We start from the raw sequence: 16,101 nt of genomic DNA, 5'->3' as shown, positions 1-16,101 counted from the left end.
CCCGACCGATTGGAGCATTGAATGACCAGCAGCGGCAAAGTCAGGATTTACGAGCTGTCCCGGGACTTGGGCCTGGAGAACAAGGACGTGCTCGAAGCCGCCGAGAAACTGTCCATCGCCGCCAAGAGCCACAGCAGCTCGATCAGCGATGACGAGGCCTCCCGGATCCGGGGGCTGATCACCGGCAACGGCCAGCCGGCCGCTCGCCCCGCCGCCGCTGCCCCGGCCGCTGCGGCGCCGGCCGCCGCTGCTGCGGAACCGCCCAAGGCGATCCTCTCGGTGAAGAAGGCCGCAGCACCGGCCGCCAGTGCCCCCGCTGCAGCGCCTGCCGCCCCCGCCCGTCCGGCTGCGCCAGCCGCCCCGGCCCGCCCCGCCGCAGCGGCTCCCGCTGCCTCGCCCAAGCCCCCGATCACCAAGCCGATGGCCCCGGCCGCCAAGCCCGCCGCCCCTGGTGCCGCCACCCCGGCCCCGGCCCGGCCCGCCGCTGCTCCGGCCCGGCCGGCTGCCCCCGTGGCGCCGCCGGCCCGCCCCGCCGCCGCTGCCCCGGCCGCGCCCGCCGTGAAACCGCCGGCCGCCAAGCCCGCCGCCGGCGCGGCCCGCCCGGCCATGCCCGCCCGGCCGGCGGCCGCCCCTGCCCGTCCCGCGGCGGGTCGCCCGGCCCCGGACATCGTGGCTAAGGCGCCCGCCGGCGCCCCGCCCGCCCGCAAGCCCGCCGCTCCGGCCGCCGCGGCTCCTGCGGCCCCCGCCACACCCCGGCCCGCCACCGCGCCCCGGCCCACGCCTCCCGCGGCCTCCGCGCCCGTGCCGCGCCCCAGCGCGCCGCCGGCCCGCCCCGCCGCCTCCCCCCAGCGCCCCGGTGCCCCGGCGCCGGCCCGCCCCGGTGCCGTCAAGCCCCAGCTCGTGGGCCGGCCCCAGCCCGGTCAGGGTCAGGGCGGTGGCAGCAGCCGCCCCGCGCCCCCGGCCGGTCGCCCCTCCCTGAGCCAGCGCCCCGGCATGCCCGTGCGCCCCGGTGCCCCAGCCCCCGTGCGCCCCGGCCAGCAGGGTGCCAAGCCCGGCTCACCGCCGGTGCGGGCCCAGGTGGAGCTGGTGGGCAAGCCGATCCGCCGCGATGCCGCCGGCCCCGCGGGCCCGGTCCGTCCGGGTGCCCCCGGCCGCCCCGGCATGCCCCAGGGCATGCGCAAGCCCGTGGCTCCGGGCGAGCTCATGCAGCTGCAGAAGCCCGGCGCCCGCCCGATGGCGGCCCCGCCGCGCCGTCCCGCCGCCGCCGAGGGTGGCGCCGGTGCCCCCGATGCGCCCCGGCCCACCGCCACGCCGCCCTCGGCGCCCCGTCGCCCCGGTTTCCGCACGCCCCAGCCGCCCGGCCGCGCCCGTCGCCCCGACTGGGATGACAGCGCCAAGCTGGAGGCCCTGCGCAGCCGCTCGCCCCAGAAGCAGCGCACCAAGGTCCACATCATTGGCGAGAACGACGACGCGCTGACGGCTGAGACCGGCGGCTACGCCGGCGAATACGAGGCCCAGGTGCTGCAGGCCAGCCTGGCCCGCCCCGCCAAGCCCCGCGGCAAGGCGGCGGCCCCCGCCGCCAAGCCCGTGGCGGCGATGCGCAAGCGCAAGAAGGAGACCACCCGTCAGCGCCAGCGCCGCCGCGCCATGGAACTGCGGGCCGCCCGCGATGCCAAGGCCGTGCGTCCCGACATGCTCGTGGTGCCGGAGGGCAACCTCACGGTGCAGGAGCTGGCCGATCGCCTCGGCGTCGAGAGCTCCGAGATCATCAAGAGCCTGTTCTTCAAGGGCATCATCGCCACGGTCACCCAGACCCTCGACCTCTCGGCGATCGAGACGGTGTCCGAGGAATTCGGCGTGCCGGTGCTGGAGGACGACGTCCAGGAAGCCGCCAAGAAGACGGTGGAGATGATCGAGGAGAGCGACCTGGCTCACCTGATCCGCCGTCCGCCCGTGGTGACCGTGATGGGCCACGTGGACCACGGCAAGACGAGCCTGCTGGACGCGATCCGCAAGACGCGGGTGGCGGCCGGCGAGGCCGGTGGCATCACCCAGCACATCGGTGCCTACCAGGTGGAGATCCCCCACGCCGGGGAGCACCGCAAGATCACCTTCCTCGACACGCCGGGCCACGAGGCCTTCACCGCCATGCGGGCCCGCGGTACCAAGGTGACCGACGTGGCCGTGCTGGTGGTGGCCGCTGACGATGGCGTGCGCCCCCAGACCCTGGAGGCCATCAGCCACGCCCGCGCCGCCGAGGTGCCGATCGTGGTGGCGATCAACAAGATCGACAAGGAGGGCGCCCAGCCCGACCGCGTCAAGCAGGAGCTCTCGGCCCTGGACCTGGTGGCGGAAGACTGGGGCGGCAGCACCGTGATGGTGCCGGTGAGCGCCATCAAGGGCCAGAACATCGACCAGCTGCTGGAGATGATCCTGCTGGTGACCGAGGTCGAAGACCTCCAGGCCAACCCGGATCGGATGGCCAAGGGCACCGTGATCGAGGCGCACCTCGACAAGGCCAAGGGCCCGGTGGCCACCCTGCTGATCCAGAACGGCACCCTGCGCACCGGCGATGTGGTCGCCGCCGGCCCCGTGCTCGGCAAGGTGCGGGCGATGGTGGACGACACCGGCAAGCGGGTCAAGGAGGCCGGCCCCTCCTATGCCGTGGAGGCCCTCGGCTTCAGCGAGGTGCCCACCGCCGGTGACGAGTTCGAGGTCTACCCGGATGAGAAGACCGCCCGCGCCGTCGTGGGCGATCGTGCCAACGAGGCCCGGGCCACCCGCCTGGCCCAGCAGATGGCGTCGCGCCGGGTGTCGCTGGCGTCGATGTCCGGCAAGGCCAGCGAGGGTGAGCTCAAGGAGCTCAACCTGATCCTCAAGGCCGATGTGCAGGGCTCGGTCGAGGCCATCCTCGGCTCCCTGGAACAGCTGCCCCAGGGCGAAGTGCAGGTGCGGGTGCTGCTCTCGGCCCCGGGCGAGATCACCGAGACCGACGTGGATCTGGCGGCCGCCTCCGGCGCCGTGATCGTGGGCTTCAACACCTCCATGGCTCCCGGCGCCAAGCGCGCCGCCGATGCCACCGGCGTGGACGTCCGCGACTACGACGTGATCTACAAGCTGCTGGAGGACATCCAGATGGCCATGGAGGGCCTGCTGGAGCCGGAGCTGGTGGAGGAGAGCCTGGGCGAGGCCGAGGTGCGGGCCGTGTTCACCATCGGCAAGAGCGCCGTGGCGGGCTGCTACGTCACCAACGGCAAGCTGCAGCGCAACTGCAAGGTGCGGGTCTGGCGCGCCAAGGAGAAGGTGTTCGAGGGCGACCTCGACTCCCTCCGCCGCAACAAGGACGACGTCAAGGAAGTCGCCACCGGCTTCGAGTGCGGCATCGGCACCGATCGCTTCGCCAACTGGCAGGAAGGCGACCGGGTGGAGGCCTTCAAGCTGGTCACCCAGCGCCGCACCCTCAGCGTCTGACCGTGACCACCAGCCGGGCCGACCTGCCCCAGGCCACCCCGCTGCCGGGCCATCCCGCCCGGCGCGAACCGCTGCTCTGGCTGCAGCTGCTCGGCCTGGCGGCCCTGCCCCTGGAGGCAGTGCTGCTGGTGCTGGTGCTCGGTGGCGCCGACCCAGGACCCTGGCCGGCTCTGGAGCGGCTGCTGGCCTGGGCCCTCGGTGGCCTGGGCTCGGCCTTCCTGTTCTGGCGCCTGCCGCCGGATCTGTGGTCGCTGCTGCTGCTGCAGGTGCCGCTGCGGGGCCGGCGACCCGATCAGTTGCGGCTCAGCGCCCTGCAGGAGGTCCTGCCGCTCAAGCTGCTCACCAGCGCCGGTGTGGTTCTGTCGCTGCCCCTGATCTGGTGGGCGGACGGCGCGGCGGGCCTGGCCTGGTCCTGGTCGCCCCTGGCCGGCAGTTCCCGGCTGGTCGGCCTGCTGGCGGCGGCCCTGGTGCTGGCGCTCCTGCAGTGGCAGTGGCACCAGCTGGTGCAGGCCCTGTGGATGCTCAGCCGCCGGTCCGAGCTCGTGGCGGTCACCACGCCCCTCAGCCAGGCCGAGGCGGCCGAGCGGCGTCTGAACCTGGGGCTGCCCCTACTGCTGCTGGCACCGCTCCAACTGGATCCCCAGCCTCCGGCCGCGGCCTCCCCGGCTCGAGCGGCAACGGAAGCGGCCACGGCCCCGGAGTCAGTGCCTGAAGCCACTAAGCCCCAAGGACAGGCTTCTGGCCTGGCCTCCGAGCCCCCTGCGCCCAGCGAGCCCGGGCAGACCAGCGAGCCCGAGCAGACCAGCGAGCCCGAGCCAGTTGAGTCCGTGGAGCCCACGGCACCCATGGAGTCGTTCGAGCCCGATCACGCGAGGGAAGAGGCCGTGGACCCTGAGCCGTCCGCGGAGCCTGAGCCATTCGCGGAGCCCGATCCGTCCACCGAGCCTGCGCCGGACCCCCTGCCCGAGCTCCCCGAGGTGTCAGCGCCCCTCGCGGCCGCCCCGGCCGACCTTCCCGTCAGTGAGCCCAGCCTCGTCGACGGGACCGCTGCGATCCTTCCAGAGCAGCAGGCCGAACAGGCCGAGGGCACTGACCTGGATCAGCAGGTCTGAACCGGCCACCTCACCGCCGGCGGAGGCCCGCAGCGCCATGGCGGCGAGGCCCACGCCGGCCGATGCGGTGAAGGCCAGCCACAGCCCCCGCCGCAGACCCCGCCAGGGGGTGCGGGCCTCCTGCATCAGTCGGGCGCGCAGGGCCGGGTCCAGGGGGTCACGGGCGGGAGGAACCATCGACGGCCAGCGGCTGAGGGCCGAATGCTAAATTCGTGGCCACGCCGGTGTAGCTCAGTGGTAGAGCAACTGATTCGTAATCAGTAGGTCGCAGGTTCAAATCCAGTCACCGGCTTTTGGCTCCAAAAGTTATTGCTTCGGGCTCAATCATGGATTGGGCCTTTGTTCTGTTCGGGCTCTTGGCTCGGATGGCTTCGGGCTGATCGGCGCCGGCCGCTAGCGGCTGGATTGCCGTCATGCCGCCCGATCACGCCGACTGCCAGTGCTCAGGGCTCAGAAACTCCTGCACCGGTCCCGGTCCGGCCAGAAGCCGCTCAGCCGCCGGATTCAGGGGGCCCTCCAGCAGCTCCGCGGTCTCGATCACGGCGCCCTCCGGTAGGGCCGGCTGATCCGGGTCAAAGGCCGTGGGATGGCTCACGCTGCTGGAGAAGCCGCGGAAGATCAACAGCTCGAAGGGCTCGGAGCCGTCTGCCCCGCCAGGCCCGTCCGACCCAGTGCCCGGGATCGGCAGGCATCCCCGCAGCCGCAGCACCCGATCCGACCGGGAACGGCTCAGCTCCTCCAGGGCGGCCAGCAGCTCGGCGATGGTCGGGGGGTTGGATGGCATCACCGGCTCCACGTCAGAAGCCACCGGCCACGCGCCCCTGCTTCGGCAGCCGCACCAGCAGCCACTGCAGCAGCCCCACCACGTAGGCCACCAGGCCCAGGTAGCCCACGAAGGCCGCCACGGCGGAAGTCCACTCGCCGCCGAACACGAAGGAGAACACCTTGGCCACATGCAGGTGCAGGCCCTTGGGGGCCTCCAGCCACACGGCGCAGACGGGCTGCTGCAGGGCGCCCGCCAGGCAGCGGAAGGCCGAGGCGCTCAGGGCCGCCCCCAGCAGCCCGAACACCGTGAGTCCCCAGCGCCAGGCCCGCACCGTGAAGGGCAGGGGCCGCCAGGGGGGCAGGTCGGCCAGCTCCTCGTTGAGGTCCACCCAGAACCACACCGAGGCCACCAGCAGCAGCTGGGCCACGGCCCCCAGCAGATAGCCCAGGGGCCTGGCGTCGGTCAGCAGCAGCACCGTGATCGGCAGCAGGCTGGCCACCCGCCAGTAGATGCCCAGCAGGCGCAGCAGGGCCTGCTCCCGCTTGAGGGTCGCCCAGATCAGCAGCACCAGCGGCAGCCCCAGGGCAAAGATCGCCGCCAGGCGGTAGTCGAGCCAGACAAGGGTGCGGTAGGGCAACAGGTCCGGCACGGGGAGGGCTCAGGGAGGTGCCATTATCCGCGGCCCGGCGCACCCCTGCCCGCCGGCGGGCCCACGGTAGGGTCCGCCTATGGCGGTACGTCTTCCGGCCCAGCTTGCGCGGCGTTGGTCCCTGCCCTGGCGAGCCCGCCGCGGGCGGGTGGCCCGCTGCCGCACGGCCCTCTCCCGGGCGGTGGCCCTGGAGCTGGCGGTGGCCGAGATCGTGCGCGATCTGAACCGGCAGGCCCCGCGGCGCCCCCGCCTGCCCGGCCGGGCGCCCCAGCCGGCGGATCTCGCCCTGGTGTTCTGTTCCACGGCCTTCGCCAGCGATCTGCAGCGGCTGTTGCCGCTGCTGCGGGAGGCGATCCCGGCCCGCCACTGGATCGGCTGCGCCGGCGGCGGTGTGGTGGGCACGGGCCCCGATGGCGTGCCCCATGAGCTGGAGCAGCAGCCGGCCCTCAGCGTCACCCTGCTGGATCTGCCCGGCGCCGACCTGCAGCTCTTCCAGCTCGAGGGCGACGCCCTGCCCGACTTGGATGGCCCCAGCCAGCAGTGGATCCAGTGGGTGGGGGCCGATCCCGAGCGGGGGCGCTCGATGCTGCTGTTCGTGGATCCGGGCTGCCCGGCCATCAACGACCTGATCAGCGGCCTCGACTACGCCTACCCCGGCATCGCCAAGGTGGGCGGCATCGCCGGCCAGCACAGCGCCAGCCACGGCTCCCTGTTCTTCGACGACCGGGTGGTGGGCGGCGCGGTGGGCTGCCTGATCGGCGGCCGCTGGCGGATCGAGCCGGTGGTGGCCCAGGGCTGCCGGCCGATCGGCCCGGTGTTCGCCGTGGAGAAGGCCGAGCGCAACGTGCTCCAGCAGCTCAGCGCCGATAACCAGCGCGGCACGCCGGTGGCCTGCCTGCAGGCCATCCTCGAGACCCTGGCGCCGGCGGAGAAGGAGCTGGTTCGCCACGCCCTGTTCCTGGGGGTGGCCCGCAGCAGCTTCCAGCTCGGCGGCCCCGACGACGGCCTGCAGCGTCCGGCGTTCCTGGTGCGCAACCTGATCGGCGTCGATCCCCGCAACGGGGCGGTGGCGGTGGCGGAGCGGATGCGGGTGGGCCAGCAGGTGCAGTTCCACCTGCGCGACGCCGGCGCCTCCCGCCAGGAGCAGGAGCAACTGCTGGGCTCACTGCAGCGGCGCGGCGGTGAGCCGCTGGCGGCGCTGCTGTTCGCCTGCCTGGGCCGGGGCGAGGGCCTCTACGGCCGCGCCGACGGTGATGTGGAGCTGGCGGGCGCCCTCTTCCCCCGGCTTCCGATCGCCGGCGCCTTCTGCAACGGCGAGATCGGGCCGGTGGCCGGCACCACCCACCTGCACGGCTACACCGCCAGCTGGGGCTTCCTGCTGGGGGATCCCGAGCCTGCGCCAGAGGTCTGAATCCGTCCGCGATGGTCCGTCAGCACGTCAACCCGCTCAGCCGCTTCTTCCAGCAGCCCCGGCCCCTGCCGCCGCCGGCCGAGCTGTTCGCGGAGCCCGATCGGCCCCTGCACCTGGACATCGGCTGCGCCCGCGGCCGCTTCCTGCTGGCCCTGGCCCAGGCCGAACCCCAGCGCAACTACCTGGGGGTGGAGATCCGCCGGCCCCTGGTGCAGGCGGCCCAGGCGGACCGCGACGCCCTGGGGCTCTCTCACCTGCACTTCCTGTTCTGCAACGCCAACATCAGCCTGCAGGACTGGCTGGCGGCCCTGCCGGCCGGGCAGCTGGAGCGGGTGTCGATCCAGTTTCCCGACCCCTGGTTCAAGAAGAAACACCACAAGCGCCGGGTGCTGCAGCCGGCGCTGCTGCTCAGCGTCGCCGCCGCCCTGGCTCCGGGGCGGGAGCTGTTCCTGCAGAGCGACGTGCCGGCGGTGATCGAGCCGATGGTGGCCCTCACCGAGGCCAGTGGCTGCTTCGAGCGCCCCGCCGGCGACGAGCGCCCCTGGCGCCGCACCAATCCGCTGGCGGTGCCCACCGAGCGCGAGACCTACGTGCTCAACCAGGGCCTGCCGGTGTATCGGGTGCTCTACCGGCGCACCAGTGCCCCCCTGCCGCCGCTCGCGGCCCTGGAGGAATGGCAGCGGGCCGCCGATAATCCGCCCGACGACCCGGCGACCACGCCGGCCTCCGAACCCCCCGCCGCATGACCCAGGCCATTCCGCCGGCCGAACCGGCCACCCCCTGGTTGCTGCGCTGGCAGGGGCTGCTGGCGGGGGGCACCGGGCCGCTGGCCTCGCGGCTCAGCCTGGTGGCGGGCCTGGTGCTCTGCGCCCTGATGGCCGGCCTGCCCCTGGTGACCCGCGGCGGCCTCAGCCTGCTGATCACCGCCTCGGGCCTGCTCTGGGTGCTGTGGGCCCTGCGCACCCCCCCCGGTCGGATCGGCGCCATCAGTGGCTGGCTGCTGGTGATGCTCGGGGTAATGCTGCTGGCCACGGGCTTCTCGCCGGTGCCGGTGGCGGCGGCCAAGGGCCTGGCCAAGCTGGTGAGCTACCTGGGGGTCTACGCCCTGATGCGCCAGCTGCTGGCGGCCGCTCCCCCCTGGTGGGACCGGATCGTGGCCGCCCTGCTGGCGGGCGAGCTGGCCACCAGCGTGATCGCCATCCGCCAGCTCTACGGCGACACCAGCGCCCTGGCCCGCTGGGCCGATCCCAACTCCGTGGCCGACGGCACGATCCGCGTCTACGGCCCCCTGGAGAACCCCAACCTGCTGGCGGGCTACCTGATCCCGATCCTGCCCCTGGCGGTGGTGGCGCTGCTGCGCTGGCGGAGCTGGCCCCAGCGGCTCTATGCGGCCGCCGCCCTGGTGCTCGGGGCCGCGGCCCTGCTGCTCAGCTACAGCCGCGGCGGCTGGCTGGGGATGGTGGCGGCCCTGGGGGCGGTGGGGCTGCTGCTGCTGCTGCGCGCCATCCGCCATTGGCCGGCCCTGTGGCGGCGGCTGGTGCCACTGCTGGTGCTGCTGCTGGGCGTGGCGGTGCTGGTGGTGGCCGTGACCCAGATCGAGGCGCTGCAGGTGAGGGTGATGAGCCTGTTCGTGGGCCGTCAGGACAGCTCCAACAACTTCCGGATCAACGTGTGGCTGGCGGTCCTGCAGATGGTGCAGGACCGCCCCTGGCTGGGGATCGGGCCGGGCAACACGGCCTTCAACCTGATCTACCCCCTCTATCAGCAGCCCAAGTTCAACGCCCTGAGCGCCTACTCGGTGCCGCTGGAGCTGCTGGTGGAGGGCGGCATTCCCGCCCTGCTGGCGGGCCTGGGGCTGCTGACGGCCAGCCTGCGCCAGGGCCTGGCCCAGCTGCGCGGCGAATCCGCCTGGGCCCTGCCGGCCCTGGGCGCGGTGGCGGCGATCGCGGGCCTGTGTGCCCAGGGGGTCACCGACACGATCTTCTTCCGGCCGGAGGTGCAGCTCACCGGCTGGTTCTGCCTGGCCAGCCTGGCGGTGAGCCGCACGGCTGACGCCCCCTGATGGGCCCTGCTCCGACCCCGCTGCCAGGTGAGCCTGTCCCCGGCCACCTGATCGCCGGCTTCGATGCGGGCCAGACCCACACGCGCTGCCGCCTGGCCTGGGTGGGGGCCGATGGCCGCCGCCAGCTGCTGGCCGAGGGCGAGGCCGGCGGCGTCAGCCATCTGGCCGCCCCGGGTGGCCCGGAGCGGTTCGTGGCGGCCCTCAACGACAGCCTGGCGGTGGCCCGGGCGGCGCTGGTGGCCTCCGGCTCCGCCAGCGTGGCAGCGTTCCCCCTGGCGGCCGCGGCGATCGGCGCCAGCGGCATCGAGCACGGCAGTGCCGTGCAGGCCCAGGGCCTGGACCTGGCGGCGGCTGCCCTGGGCCTGCCCCTGGAGCGGCTGGCCGTCACGGGCGACGAGCGCACGGCCCTGGGCGGGGCCGTCCCCCGGGGCCCCGGCATCCTGGTGATCAGCGGCACCGGCTGCATCGCCCTGGGCCGCGACGGCGCCGGTCGCACCCACCGCTGCGGCGGCTGGGGCTGGCTGCTGGATGGGGCCGGCTCCGCCATGGACCTGGGTCGCGACGGCCTGGCCCTGAGCGTGCAGATGGCCGATGGGCGGCTGCCCGAGACCCCCCTGCGGGCTGCGCTCTGGCAGGCCCTGGGCGCCGAGGACGCCCAGGCGGTGAAGGCGGCGGTGGTGGATCCGGGCTTCGGGCCGGCGGGGTTTGCGCGCCTGGCGCCCCTGCTCGATCAGCTGGCGGCCAGCGGAGATCCCCACGCCCGGCGCATCCTGGCCCGCTCGGCCGAGGCCCTGGCGGAGCTGGTGGGCGGCGTCGCCGCGGCCCTGGGCCTGCAGGACCCGCCGGTGTGCGCCGTGGGTGGGGCCGTCACCCATCTGGCCCAGCTGCGCCAGGGCTTGGCCGAGCAGCTGGCCCGGCGGCTCCCGGCCGCCCGCCTCGTGCCCCCCGCCGGCGATGCCAGCGACGGCGCCCTGGCCCTGGCCGCCGAGCGCCTGCGGGACTGAGGCCAAGCCCCAGGGGGCTGCCGGCGGCCTCAGGCGGCGTTGAGGTGCTGCTCCGCCAGGGCCGCCAGGTGCCCGGCCCAGTGGTCCACGTCGCCCTGCTCGGCGGCCTCCACCATCACCCGCAGCAGTGGCTCGGTGCCGCTGGCCCGCACCAGCACCCGCCCGCGCCCGGCCATGGCGCCCTCCGCGGCGGCCACGGCGCTGGACAGGGCCTCGCACTGCTCCCATCCGGTGCGGCGCTGCCGGTCGGGCACGGTCACGTTCACCAGCTTCTGGGGGTAGGGCTGGAAGCTGCCGTCCATCCAGTCGGCCAGGGATCCCCCCTGCTGGCTGATCAGGCTGGCCACCTGCAGGGCGGTGAGCAGGCCGTCGCCGCTCATGCCGTGGTGGGCCGAGAGGATGTGCCCCGACTGCTCTCCCCCCAGGGCCGCCCCCAGCTTCTCCATCGCCGCGTGGACGTACTGGTCGCCCACGGCGGTGCGCTCCAGCAGACCGCCCTTCGCCTGCCAGGCCCTCTCGAAGCCCAGGTTGCTCATCACGGTGGCCACGATCCGGTTGGCGGGCAGCTGGCCGCCCGCCATCAGGGCCTGGCCCCAGAGGTAGAGGATCTGGTCGCCGTCCACCACCCGGCCGCGGCCGTCCACCGCCAGCATCCGGTCGGCGTCGCCATCGAAGGCGAAGCCCATCGCCGCACCCCGCTCCAGCACCGCAGCCCGCAGCGGTTCCAGGTGGGTGCTGCCGCAGCCCTGGTTGATGCGGCTGCCGTCGGGCTCGCCGTGCAGCACGGTGAGATCCGCCCCGAGGCTGCGGAACACCGCCTCGCCGCAGCTGGTGGCCGAGCCCCAGCAGAGGTCGAGCACCACCTTGAGGCCGTCGAGGCGGGTGCTGCCGACGCTCGCCAGCAGGGCCTCGCGGTAGCCCATCAGCAGGTCGTCGCGCCGGTGCACGCTGCCGTTGCCCGGCAGCTCAGCGGCGGGTGCCGCCCCGTGCAGGCCCGCCTCGATGGCCGCCTGCTGCCCGCGGCCGAGCTTGGCGCCGCAGGCGCCAAACACCTTGATGCCGTTGTCGTGGGGCGGGTTGTGGCTGGCGGACACCATCAGGCCGCCGCTGGCCCCCAGCCGCCGGATCGCGCCGGGCACCGCCGGGGTGGGACACAGGCCGATGTCGAACACCTCGCGGCCGGCGGCGGTGAGGCCCGCGGCCAGGGCCGCCACCAGCATCGGTCCGCTGCTGCGGGAATCCCGACCGATCACGATCGGCCCGCCGGCCGGCAGCACCTGGCCGCACCAGAAGCCCAGCTGCAGGGCCAGGGCGGGGGTGACGACGCTGCCCACCCGGCCGCGGATGCCGTCGGTGCCGAAGCTGGCGCTGCCGGGGTCCAGGGGTTGACCGACCGGAAAGGGGGCCAGATCCGCCATCGCGCTGCAGTGCCGAGCAAGCGGCCAGGCTAAGGGCTGGTTCCGGGCCGCCTCAGCGCCAGCGCCGCGGCCACCAGGCCCAGCGCAGCAGCTCGACCGCGGCCCAGAGCAGCAGGGCGCCCACCAGCCAGCCCGGCAGCAGCGCCAGCGGCCAGATGGGGCGCAGCAACATCACCAGCCCGGCGGCCGCCAGCACCTGCAGGGCCCGCCGCCGCTGGGGCGCCCCAGGCAGGGTGCTGAGCAGGGGCGGCAGGGCGGGCAGCCGGCGCTGCAGGGGATGGAGCAGGCCCATGGCCCGGGGCGCGGTTCTCCCCAGCATGCCGACTCCCGCAGAATGCCCCCATCTGCCCGCGGCCCTTGCCAGCGCCGAGCCCGTCCGCCGCCCCTCCGCCAGCGGCCAGCCGTTCCGGCGCGACCTCTTCCGGCTCCTCCGGCGGCGCCCCCGCTCCCCGGGGTGCCTTGCTGATCGGCCTCACCTGTCTGGGGACGGGCCTGGCCCTGGTGGCGGGTCGCCAGCTGCTCAGCCAGGGGGCCGCCGCCCTCGATCCCACCACCCCGGCGGCCGAGCTGGAGCGGCTCCGCCACGTCAGCGCCGATCCGGAGCGGCGCCGCGAGGCTGCCCTGCTGCTCAGCGCCCGCCCCGAGACCCCGCCAGCCCGCCAGGTGCTGCTGCTGCGGGGCCAGGGCTGGGGCCGCGACCCGCTGGCGGCGGTGGCGCTCAAGCGCAGCGCCGAGGCCGCGGCCGCCGCCGGTCAGGCGCCGCTGGCGGAGGCCCTCTGGGGCGAGCTGTTGGAGCGCTTCCCGCAGCAGCCCGCCAGCGCCGATGCCCTCTACGCGCTGGGCCGCGACCGCCCCCCCCTGCGCCAGCGGCTGCTGCAACGCTTCCCGGCCCATCCGGCCGCCCTGGCCGCCGCCCTGGAGCAGGGCGCGGCCGTGCATCTGGCCCGCTGGGGGCCGCGCTGGCCCGGTGCCGAGCCGCTGCTGCGCCAGGCCTGCGCCGCCCAGGGGCCGCGCCCCTCGGCCGCCGAGCGCGGCCAGCTGGCGGCGGGGCTGGCCCAGCTCGGGGACGGTCCGGCGGCCGTGGCCTGCCTGCGGGGCGCGCGCGGCTCCGCCCCCCTGGAGCTGAGCCTGGGCAAGGCCCTGCTCAAGGGCGAGGGCCCGGCCCCGGCCCAGGGCGATGCCCGGCTGCTGGCCCTGGCCCGCCGTCTCCCCGCCAGCCCCGAAGCCCTGGAGGCCACCGCGCTGCTGAGCCAGCAGCAGGATCCCGCCGCCCTGGCCCGCCTGGCCCAGCTGCCCCCCTCCCTGCAGGACAGCGCGCCGGTGCAGGCGCGCCTGGCCCTGGAGCGCCGCCGTCCCTGGCGGGGGGTGCTGCAGCGCTGGCCCCGCGATCCGGCTAGCTGGGATCTGCAGTGGGAGCTGGCCCGCGCCGCCGCCCTGAAGGGCCAGTGGGGCGAGGTCTCCACCCTGCTGGCGGCCCTGCGTCCCGACCAGCTGCCGGCCCCCCTGGCCGCCCGCCAGCTGTTCTGGCAGGGCCTGGCCGCCGAGAACCAGGGCAACCGGGCCGGGGCGGAGCGCTACTGGCGCCAACTGCTGCCCCTGGCCCCCGGCGGCTACTACGGCTGGCGGGCCCGGGTGCGGTTGGGGGAGCTTGAGGAGCGCGACCCGCGCGATCCGCAGGCCACGGCCGCGGGGCTCGGGGCCCCAGCCGCGTCGCCGGCTGCGGCTGGGGCCCGCGAGCTGCCCTGGCAGCCGCTGGCCAGCGGCGATCCGCTGCTGGATCGGCTCTGGCGCCTCGATCTGCCGCTGGAGGCCTGGGAGCTGTGGCGCACCCGCCGTGGCGGCCGCCCGCCGGAGGGTCCCGGGCAGCTGCAACTGGAGGGCCGGCTGCGTACTGGCATCGGTGATGACTGGACCGGCCTGGGCCAGCTCGACCAGGCCGCCCTGCGGCTGCCGGCCGGCAGCTGCCGGGTGCAGTGGCAGCGGGAGCAGCAGCTGCACCCCCGCCGCTACGGCAGCGCCTTTGCCCAGGCCGCTGCCCAGGCGGGGCTGGATCCCAACCTGCTGTTCGGCGTGGCCCGCCAGGAATCCCGCTTCACGGCGGGGGTGAGTTCGGCGGTCGGCGCCGTGGGCCTGCTGCAGCTGATGCCGGCCACGGCCGCCGAGGTCGCCGGCGAGCCCCAGTCGCTGGAGGCGCTGAAGCAGCCGGAGCGCAACACCGCCCTGGGGGCCCGCTACCTGCGCCAGCTGCTCGACCAGTGGCAGGGCGCGCCCTTCCTGGCGGTGGCCAGCTACAACGCGGGGCCGGGCGCGGTGGCCGGCTGGCTGGGGGCGGGGCGGCCCGACCCGCGGCGCCAGCCCGAGCTGTGGACGGAGGCCATCCCCTACCCGGAAACGCGGCTGTACACCAAGAAGGTGCTGGGCAACGCCTGGAGCTACGGCCTCCCCGAGGAGCCCGGCTGCTGACGGGCGGGGCCGGGTTCAGCCAATGAAGCGATCGAGGCTGACGTGGAGCTGATGGCCGATCCACACCCCCGCCAGCACGAGCAGGCTCAGGGAGGTCACCGCCAGCCAGGGCGGCGGCACGATCCGCAGCCGCGTGAGGTCGAGGCGGGCCAGCAGGACGGCGCAGGCCAGTACCAGCACCTCGGCGAACACGCTCAGGTGCATCAGGTAGAGGCCGCCGGTGATCACCACCAGCAGGGTCACCACCAGGGTGAGGGCCTTGCTGGAGGACATCATCAGCGAGAGCTCCCGCAGCAGCAGGTCCGGCATGGTGCACAGCACCACCACCAGCACGGCCTGGCCGCACTGCAGGGGCCAGAACAGGTCGCGCAGGATCGCCCCCTCGCTTCCCACCGCCGGCAGGCTCGCCACCTGGCGGGCCACGTCGGTCCAGTGCAGACCCTGGTAGATGCACACCAGCAGCAGCACCAGCAGCATCGGTGCCCGCACCGGCAGGACCAGCAGACGCAGCAGGGCCATCAGGACAGGCTCCGTACGGCCGGCAGGTCGGCGCTGGGCTGATCCAGCACCAGGGCAATGGCCTCCAGCGGGCAGCTGGGGATGCACTGCTCGCAGACCAGGCAGCGCCGGGCGTCGAAGTGCAGCCGCCAGAGCGGCGGCGTGCTGCCCAGGGCGCCGCTGGGGCAGACGCTGGAGCAGATGCCGCAATCGACGCAGCGGTCGAGGTCGACGCGGATCTGGCCCTGGGCGCGGTTGAGGGCCAGCCCCTGGCCTTCGAGCCAGTGCTCGGCGGCGTCGAGGTCGTCGATGTCGCCGGAGAGCTCCACCACCATGGTGCCGCTCTGGTTGGGGGCGATCTGGGCCCGCAGGATCTTGGCGGCCACGTCGAACTCCACCGCCAGCCGGTAGGTGATCGGCTGGTGCACCGCCTCGCGGGGGAAATGCAGGGTGATGCGCCGCTTCACGCTTCGGCTTCCGCCAGCTCGGACCGTAGCAACATTCGCCCGCCCCCACCGCAGGGGCGCCGCACCGATCGCCTGGCGCTGGCAGAGTGAACAACCCCTCTGCGCTCCCAAGCGTGAGCCCCGAGCCCTCCGCCTCCCCCACCCGTCCGCAGGCCCTGCCCCAGGCCGGACCGCTGCTGGATCGCCGGGCCCGGATGCTGCTGGCGGCCCTGGCGGCCGTGCTGGCCGTGGCGCTGTTCGCCCTGCGGGGCGGGCTGCAGCCGGCGGCGCCCCTGGAGAAGCTGGCGCGCCAGTCGCTGGATCTGCCGGTGGCCCTGGCCAACGGCCGCCCCACCCTGGTGGAGTTCTACGCCGACTGGTGTGAGGCCTGCCAGGCGATGGCGCCGGCGATGGAGGCGATCGAGCAGGAGCACCGCGGCGCCCTCGACGTGGTGCTGCTCAATGTGGATAACCCGCGCTGGCAGCCGGAACTCGAGCGGTTTGAGGTGAACGGCATTCCCCAGCTGGAGCTGTTCGCCGCCGATGGCCGTCCCGTGGGCCGTTCCCTGGGCGCCCGCAGCCGCCCCGAGCTGGAGGCCCTCTCCGGCGCCCTGATCGCCGCCGCCCCCCTGCCCCGCCTGGCCGGCGTGGGCACGGTCAGCAGCCTGGGCCAGGCCGCCGCTGCCGCCACGGCCCCGCTGGCCGGCCCCCGGAGTCATGGCTGATCCGGTCCCCGCTGGGGCTCACCCTGCCCTGATGGCCAGGCGGCCTCCGGCGGCTGCCAGGACCCTCGCTCACCCC

14 protein-coding genes, 1 tRNA gene and 1 pseudogene are annotated in these 16,101 nt (G+C 74.8%); 9 read left to right on the top strand and 7 right to left on the bottom strand.

The window, feature by feature from the left end; translation table 11 throughout:
• Positions 1–21 precede the first annotated feature (21 nt).
• Together infB and ACLV7J_RS06950 are read left to right on the top strand one after the other, a co-directional pair.
• On the top strand, positions 22–3,471 hold the full coding sequence (gene infB / locus ACLV7J_RS06955; protein WP_411868370.1) for a translation initiation factor IF-2: 3,450 nt from the start codon (positions 22–24) through the stop codon (positions 3,469–3,471).
• A 2-nt stretch (positions 3,472–3,473) separates the two neighbouring features.
• On the top strand, positions 3,474–4,583 hold the full coding sequence (locus ACLV7J_RS06950; protein ID WP_411868369.1) for a low-complexity tail membrane protein: 1,110 nt from the start codon (positions 3,474–3,476) through the stop codon (positions 4,581–4,583).
• Here the strand turns inward: ACLV7J_RS06950 and ACLV7J_RS06945 are convergent.
• Positions 4,584–4,709: pseudogene (locus ACLV7J_RS06945) on the bottom strand (photosystem II assembly family protein); the annotation flags it as partial.
• A gap of 94 nt (positions 4,710–4,803) precedes the next feature.
• Between ACLV7J_RS06945 and ACLV7J_RS06940 the strand changes: the two are divergent.
• Positions 4,804–4,875 (top strand) — tRNA-Thr (locus ACLV7J_RS06940).
• A gap of 132 nt (positions 4,876–5,007) precedes the next feature.
• Here ACLV7J_RS06940 and ACLV7J_RS06935 read toward each other — a convergent pair.
• Positions 5,008–5,367, bottom strand: a complete 360-nt coding sequence (locus tag ACLV7J_RS06935) for a hypothetical protein (protein ID WP_411868368.1) — start codon at positions 5,365–5,367, stop codon at positions 5,008–5,010.
• 13 nt (positions 5,368–5,380) lie between these two features.
• Complete coding sequence (locus ACLV7J_RS06930; RefSeq protein ID WP_411868367.1) at positions 5,381–5,998, bottom strand: DUF3177 family protein; 618 nt, start codon at positions 5,996–5,998, stop codon at positions 5,381–5,383.
• Positions 5,999–6,077: 79 nt separating this feature from the next.
• Here ACLV7J_RS06930 and ACLV7J_RS06925 point away from each other — a divergent pair, with 79 nt between their 5' ends.
• The 4 genes from ACLV7J_RS06925 to ACLV7J_RS06910 are packed head-to-tail and all read left to right on the top strand — an operon-like array spanning position 6,078 to position 10,475.
• Complete coding sequence (locus tag ACLV7J_RS06925; RefSeq protein ID WP_411868366.1) at positions 6,078–7,409, top strand: FIST N-terminal domain-containing protein; 1,332 nt, start codon at positions 6,078–6,080, stop codon at positions 7,407–7,409.
• An 11-nt stretch (positions 7,410–7,420) separates the two neighbouring features.
• Entirely contained in the window at positions 7,421–8,155 is a 735-nt protein-coding gene (trmB, locus tag ACLV7J_RS06920) for a tRNA (guanosine(46)-N7)-methyltransferase TrmB (RefSeq protein WP_411868365.1), read from the top strand.
• Positions 8,152–9,471 (top strand): IctB family putative bicarbonate transporter, encoded by a 1,320-nt coding sequence (locus tag ACLV7J_RS06915; protein WP_411868364.1) that lies wholly within the window; start codon positions 8,152–8,154, stop codon positions 9,469–9,471. The genes trmB and ACLV7J_RS06915 overlap by 4 nt, the downstream gene beginning before the upstream one ends.
• On the top strand, positions 9,471–10,475 hold the full coding sequence (locus ACLV7J_RS06910; RefSeq protein WP_411868363.1) for an N-acetylglucosamine kinase: 1,005 nt from the start codon (positions 9,471–9,473) through the stop codon (positions 10,473–10,475). Before ACLV7J_RS06915 ends, ACLV7J_RS06910 begins: the two co-directional genes overlap by 1 nt.
• Positions 10,476–10,504: 29 nt before the next feature.
• On the opposite strand, the gene glmM is transcribed toward ACLV7J_RS06910, so the two are convergent.
• Together glmM and ACLV7J_RS06900 are read right to left on the bottom strand one after the other, a co-directional pair.
• Complete coding sequence (gene glmM / locus ACLV7J_RS06905) at positions 10,505–11,893, bottom strand: phosphoglucosamine mutase (protein ID WP_411868362.1); 1,389 nt, start codon at positions 11,891–11,893, stop codon at positions 10,505–10,507.
• A gap of 52 nt (positions 11,894–11,945) precedes the next feature.
• Positions 11,946–12,185, bottom strand: coding sequence for a hypothetical protein (locus ACLV7J_RS06900; RefSeq protein ID WP_255126899.1), 240 nt, complete (start codon positions 12,183–12,185; stop codon positions 11,946–11,948).
• Between the two features lie 167 nt (positions 12,186–12,352).
• On the opposite strand from ACLV7J_RS06900, the gene ACLV7J_RS06895 reads away from it, so the two are divergent.
• The gene (locus ACLV7J_RS06895) at positions 12,353–14,356 is read left to right on the top strand and encodes a transglycosylase SLT domain-containing protein (RefSeq protein ID WP_411868361.1); all 2,004 of its coding nucleotides are present in this window, start codon (positions 12,353–12,355) and stop codon (positions 14,354–14,356) included.
• A 15-nt stretch (positions 14,357–14,371) separates the two neighbouring features.
• On the opposite strand, the gene ACLV7J_RS06890 is transcribed toward ACLV7J_RS06895, so the two are convergent.
• The gene (locus tag ACLV7J_RS06890; protein WP_411868360.1) at positions 14,372–14,875 is read right to left on the bottom strand and encodes a hypothetical protein; all 504 of its coding nucleotides are present in this window, start codon (positions 14,873–14,875) and stop codon (positions 14,372–14,374) included.
• Positions 14,875–15,321 (bottom strand): NIL domain-containing protein, encoded by a 447-nt coding sequence (locus ACLV7J_RS06885; protein WP_411868359.1) that lies wholly within the window; start codon positions 15,319–15,321, stop codon positions 14,875–14,877. Before ACLV7J_RS06885 ends, ACLV7J_RS06890 begins: the two co-directional genes overlap by 1 nt.
• Positions 15,322–15,515: 194 nt before the next feature.
• Here ACLV7J_RS06885 and ACLV7J_RS06880 point away from each other — a divergent pair, with 194 nt between their 5' ends.
• Positions 15,516–16,025, top strand: a complete 510-nt coding sequence (locus tag ACLV7J_RS06880; RefSeq protein ID WP_411868396.1) for a thioredoxin domain-containing protein — start codon at positions 15,516–15,518, stop codon at positions 16,023–16,025.
• Positions 16,026–16,101: the final 76 nt, after the last annotated feature.

Source organism: Vulcanococcus limneticus LL (assembly GCF_943369875.1).
Classification (GTDB): domain Bacteria; phylum Cyanobacteriota; class Cyanobacteriia; order PCC-6307; family Cyanobiaceae; genus Vulcanococcus; species Vulcanococcus limneticus_A.
This window is presented reverse-complemented; position numbering and strand designations above follow the sequence as displayed.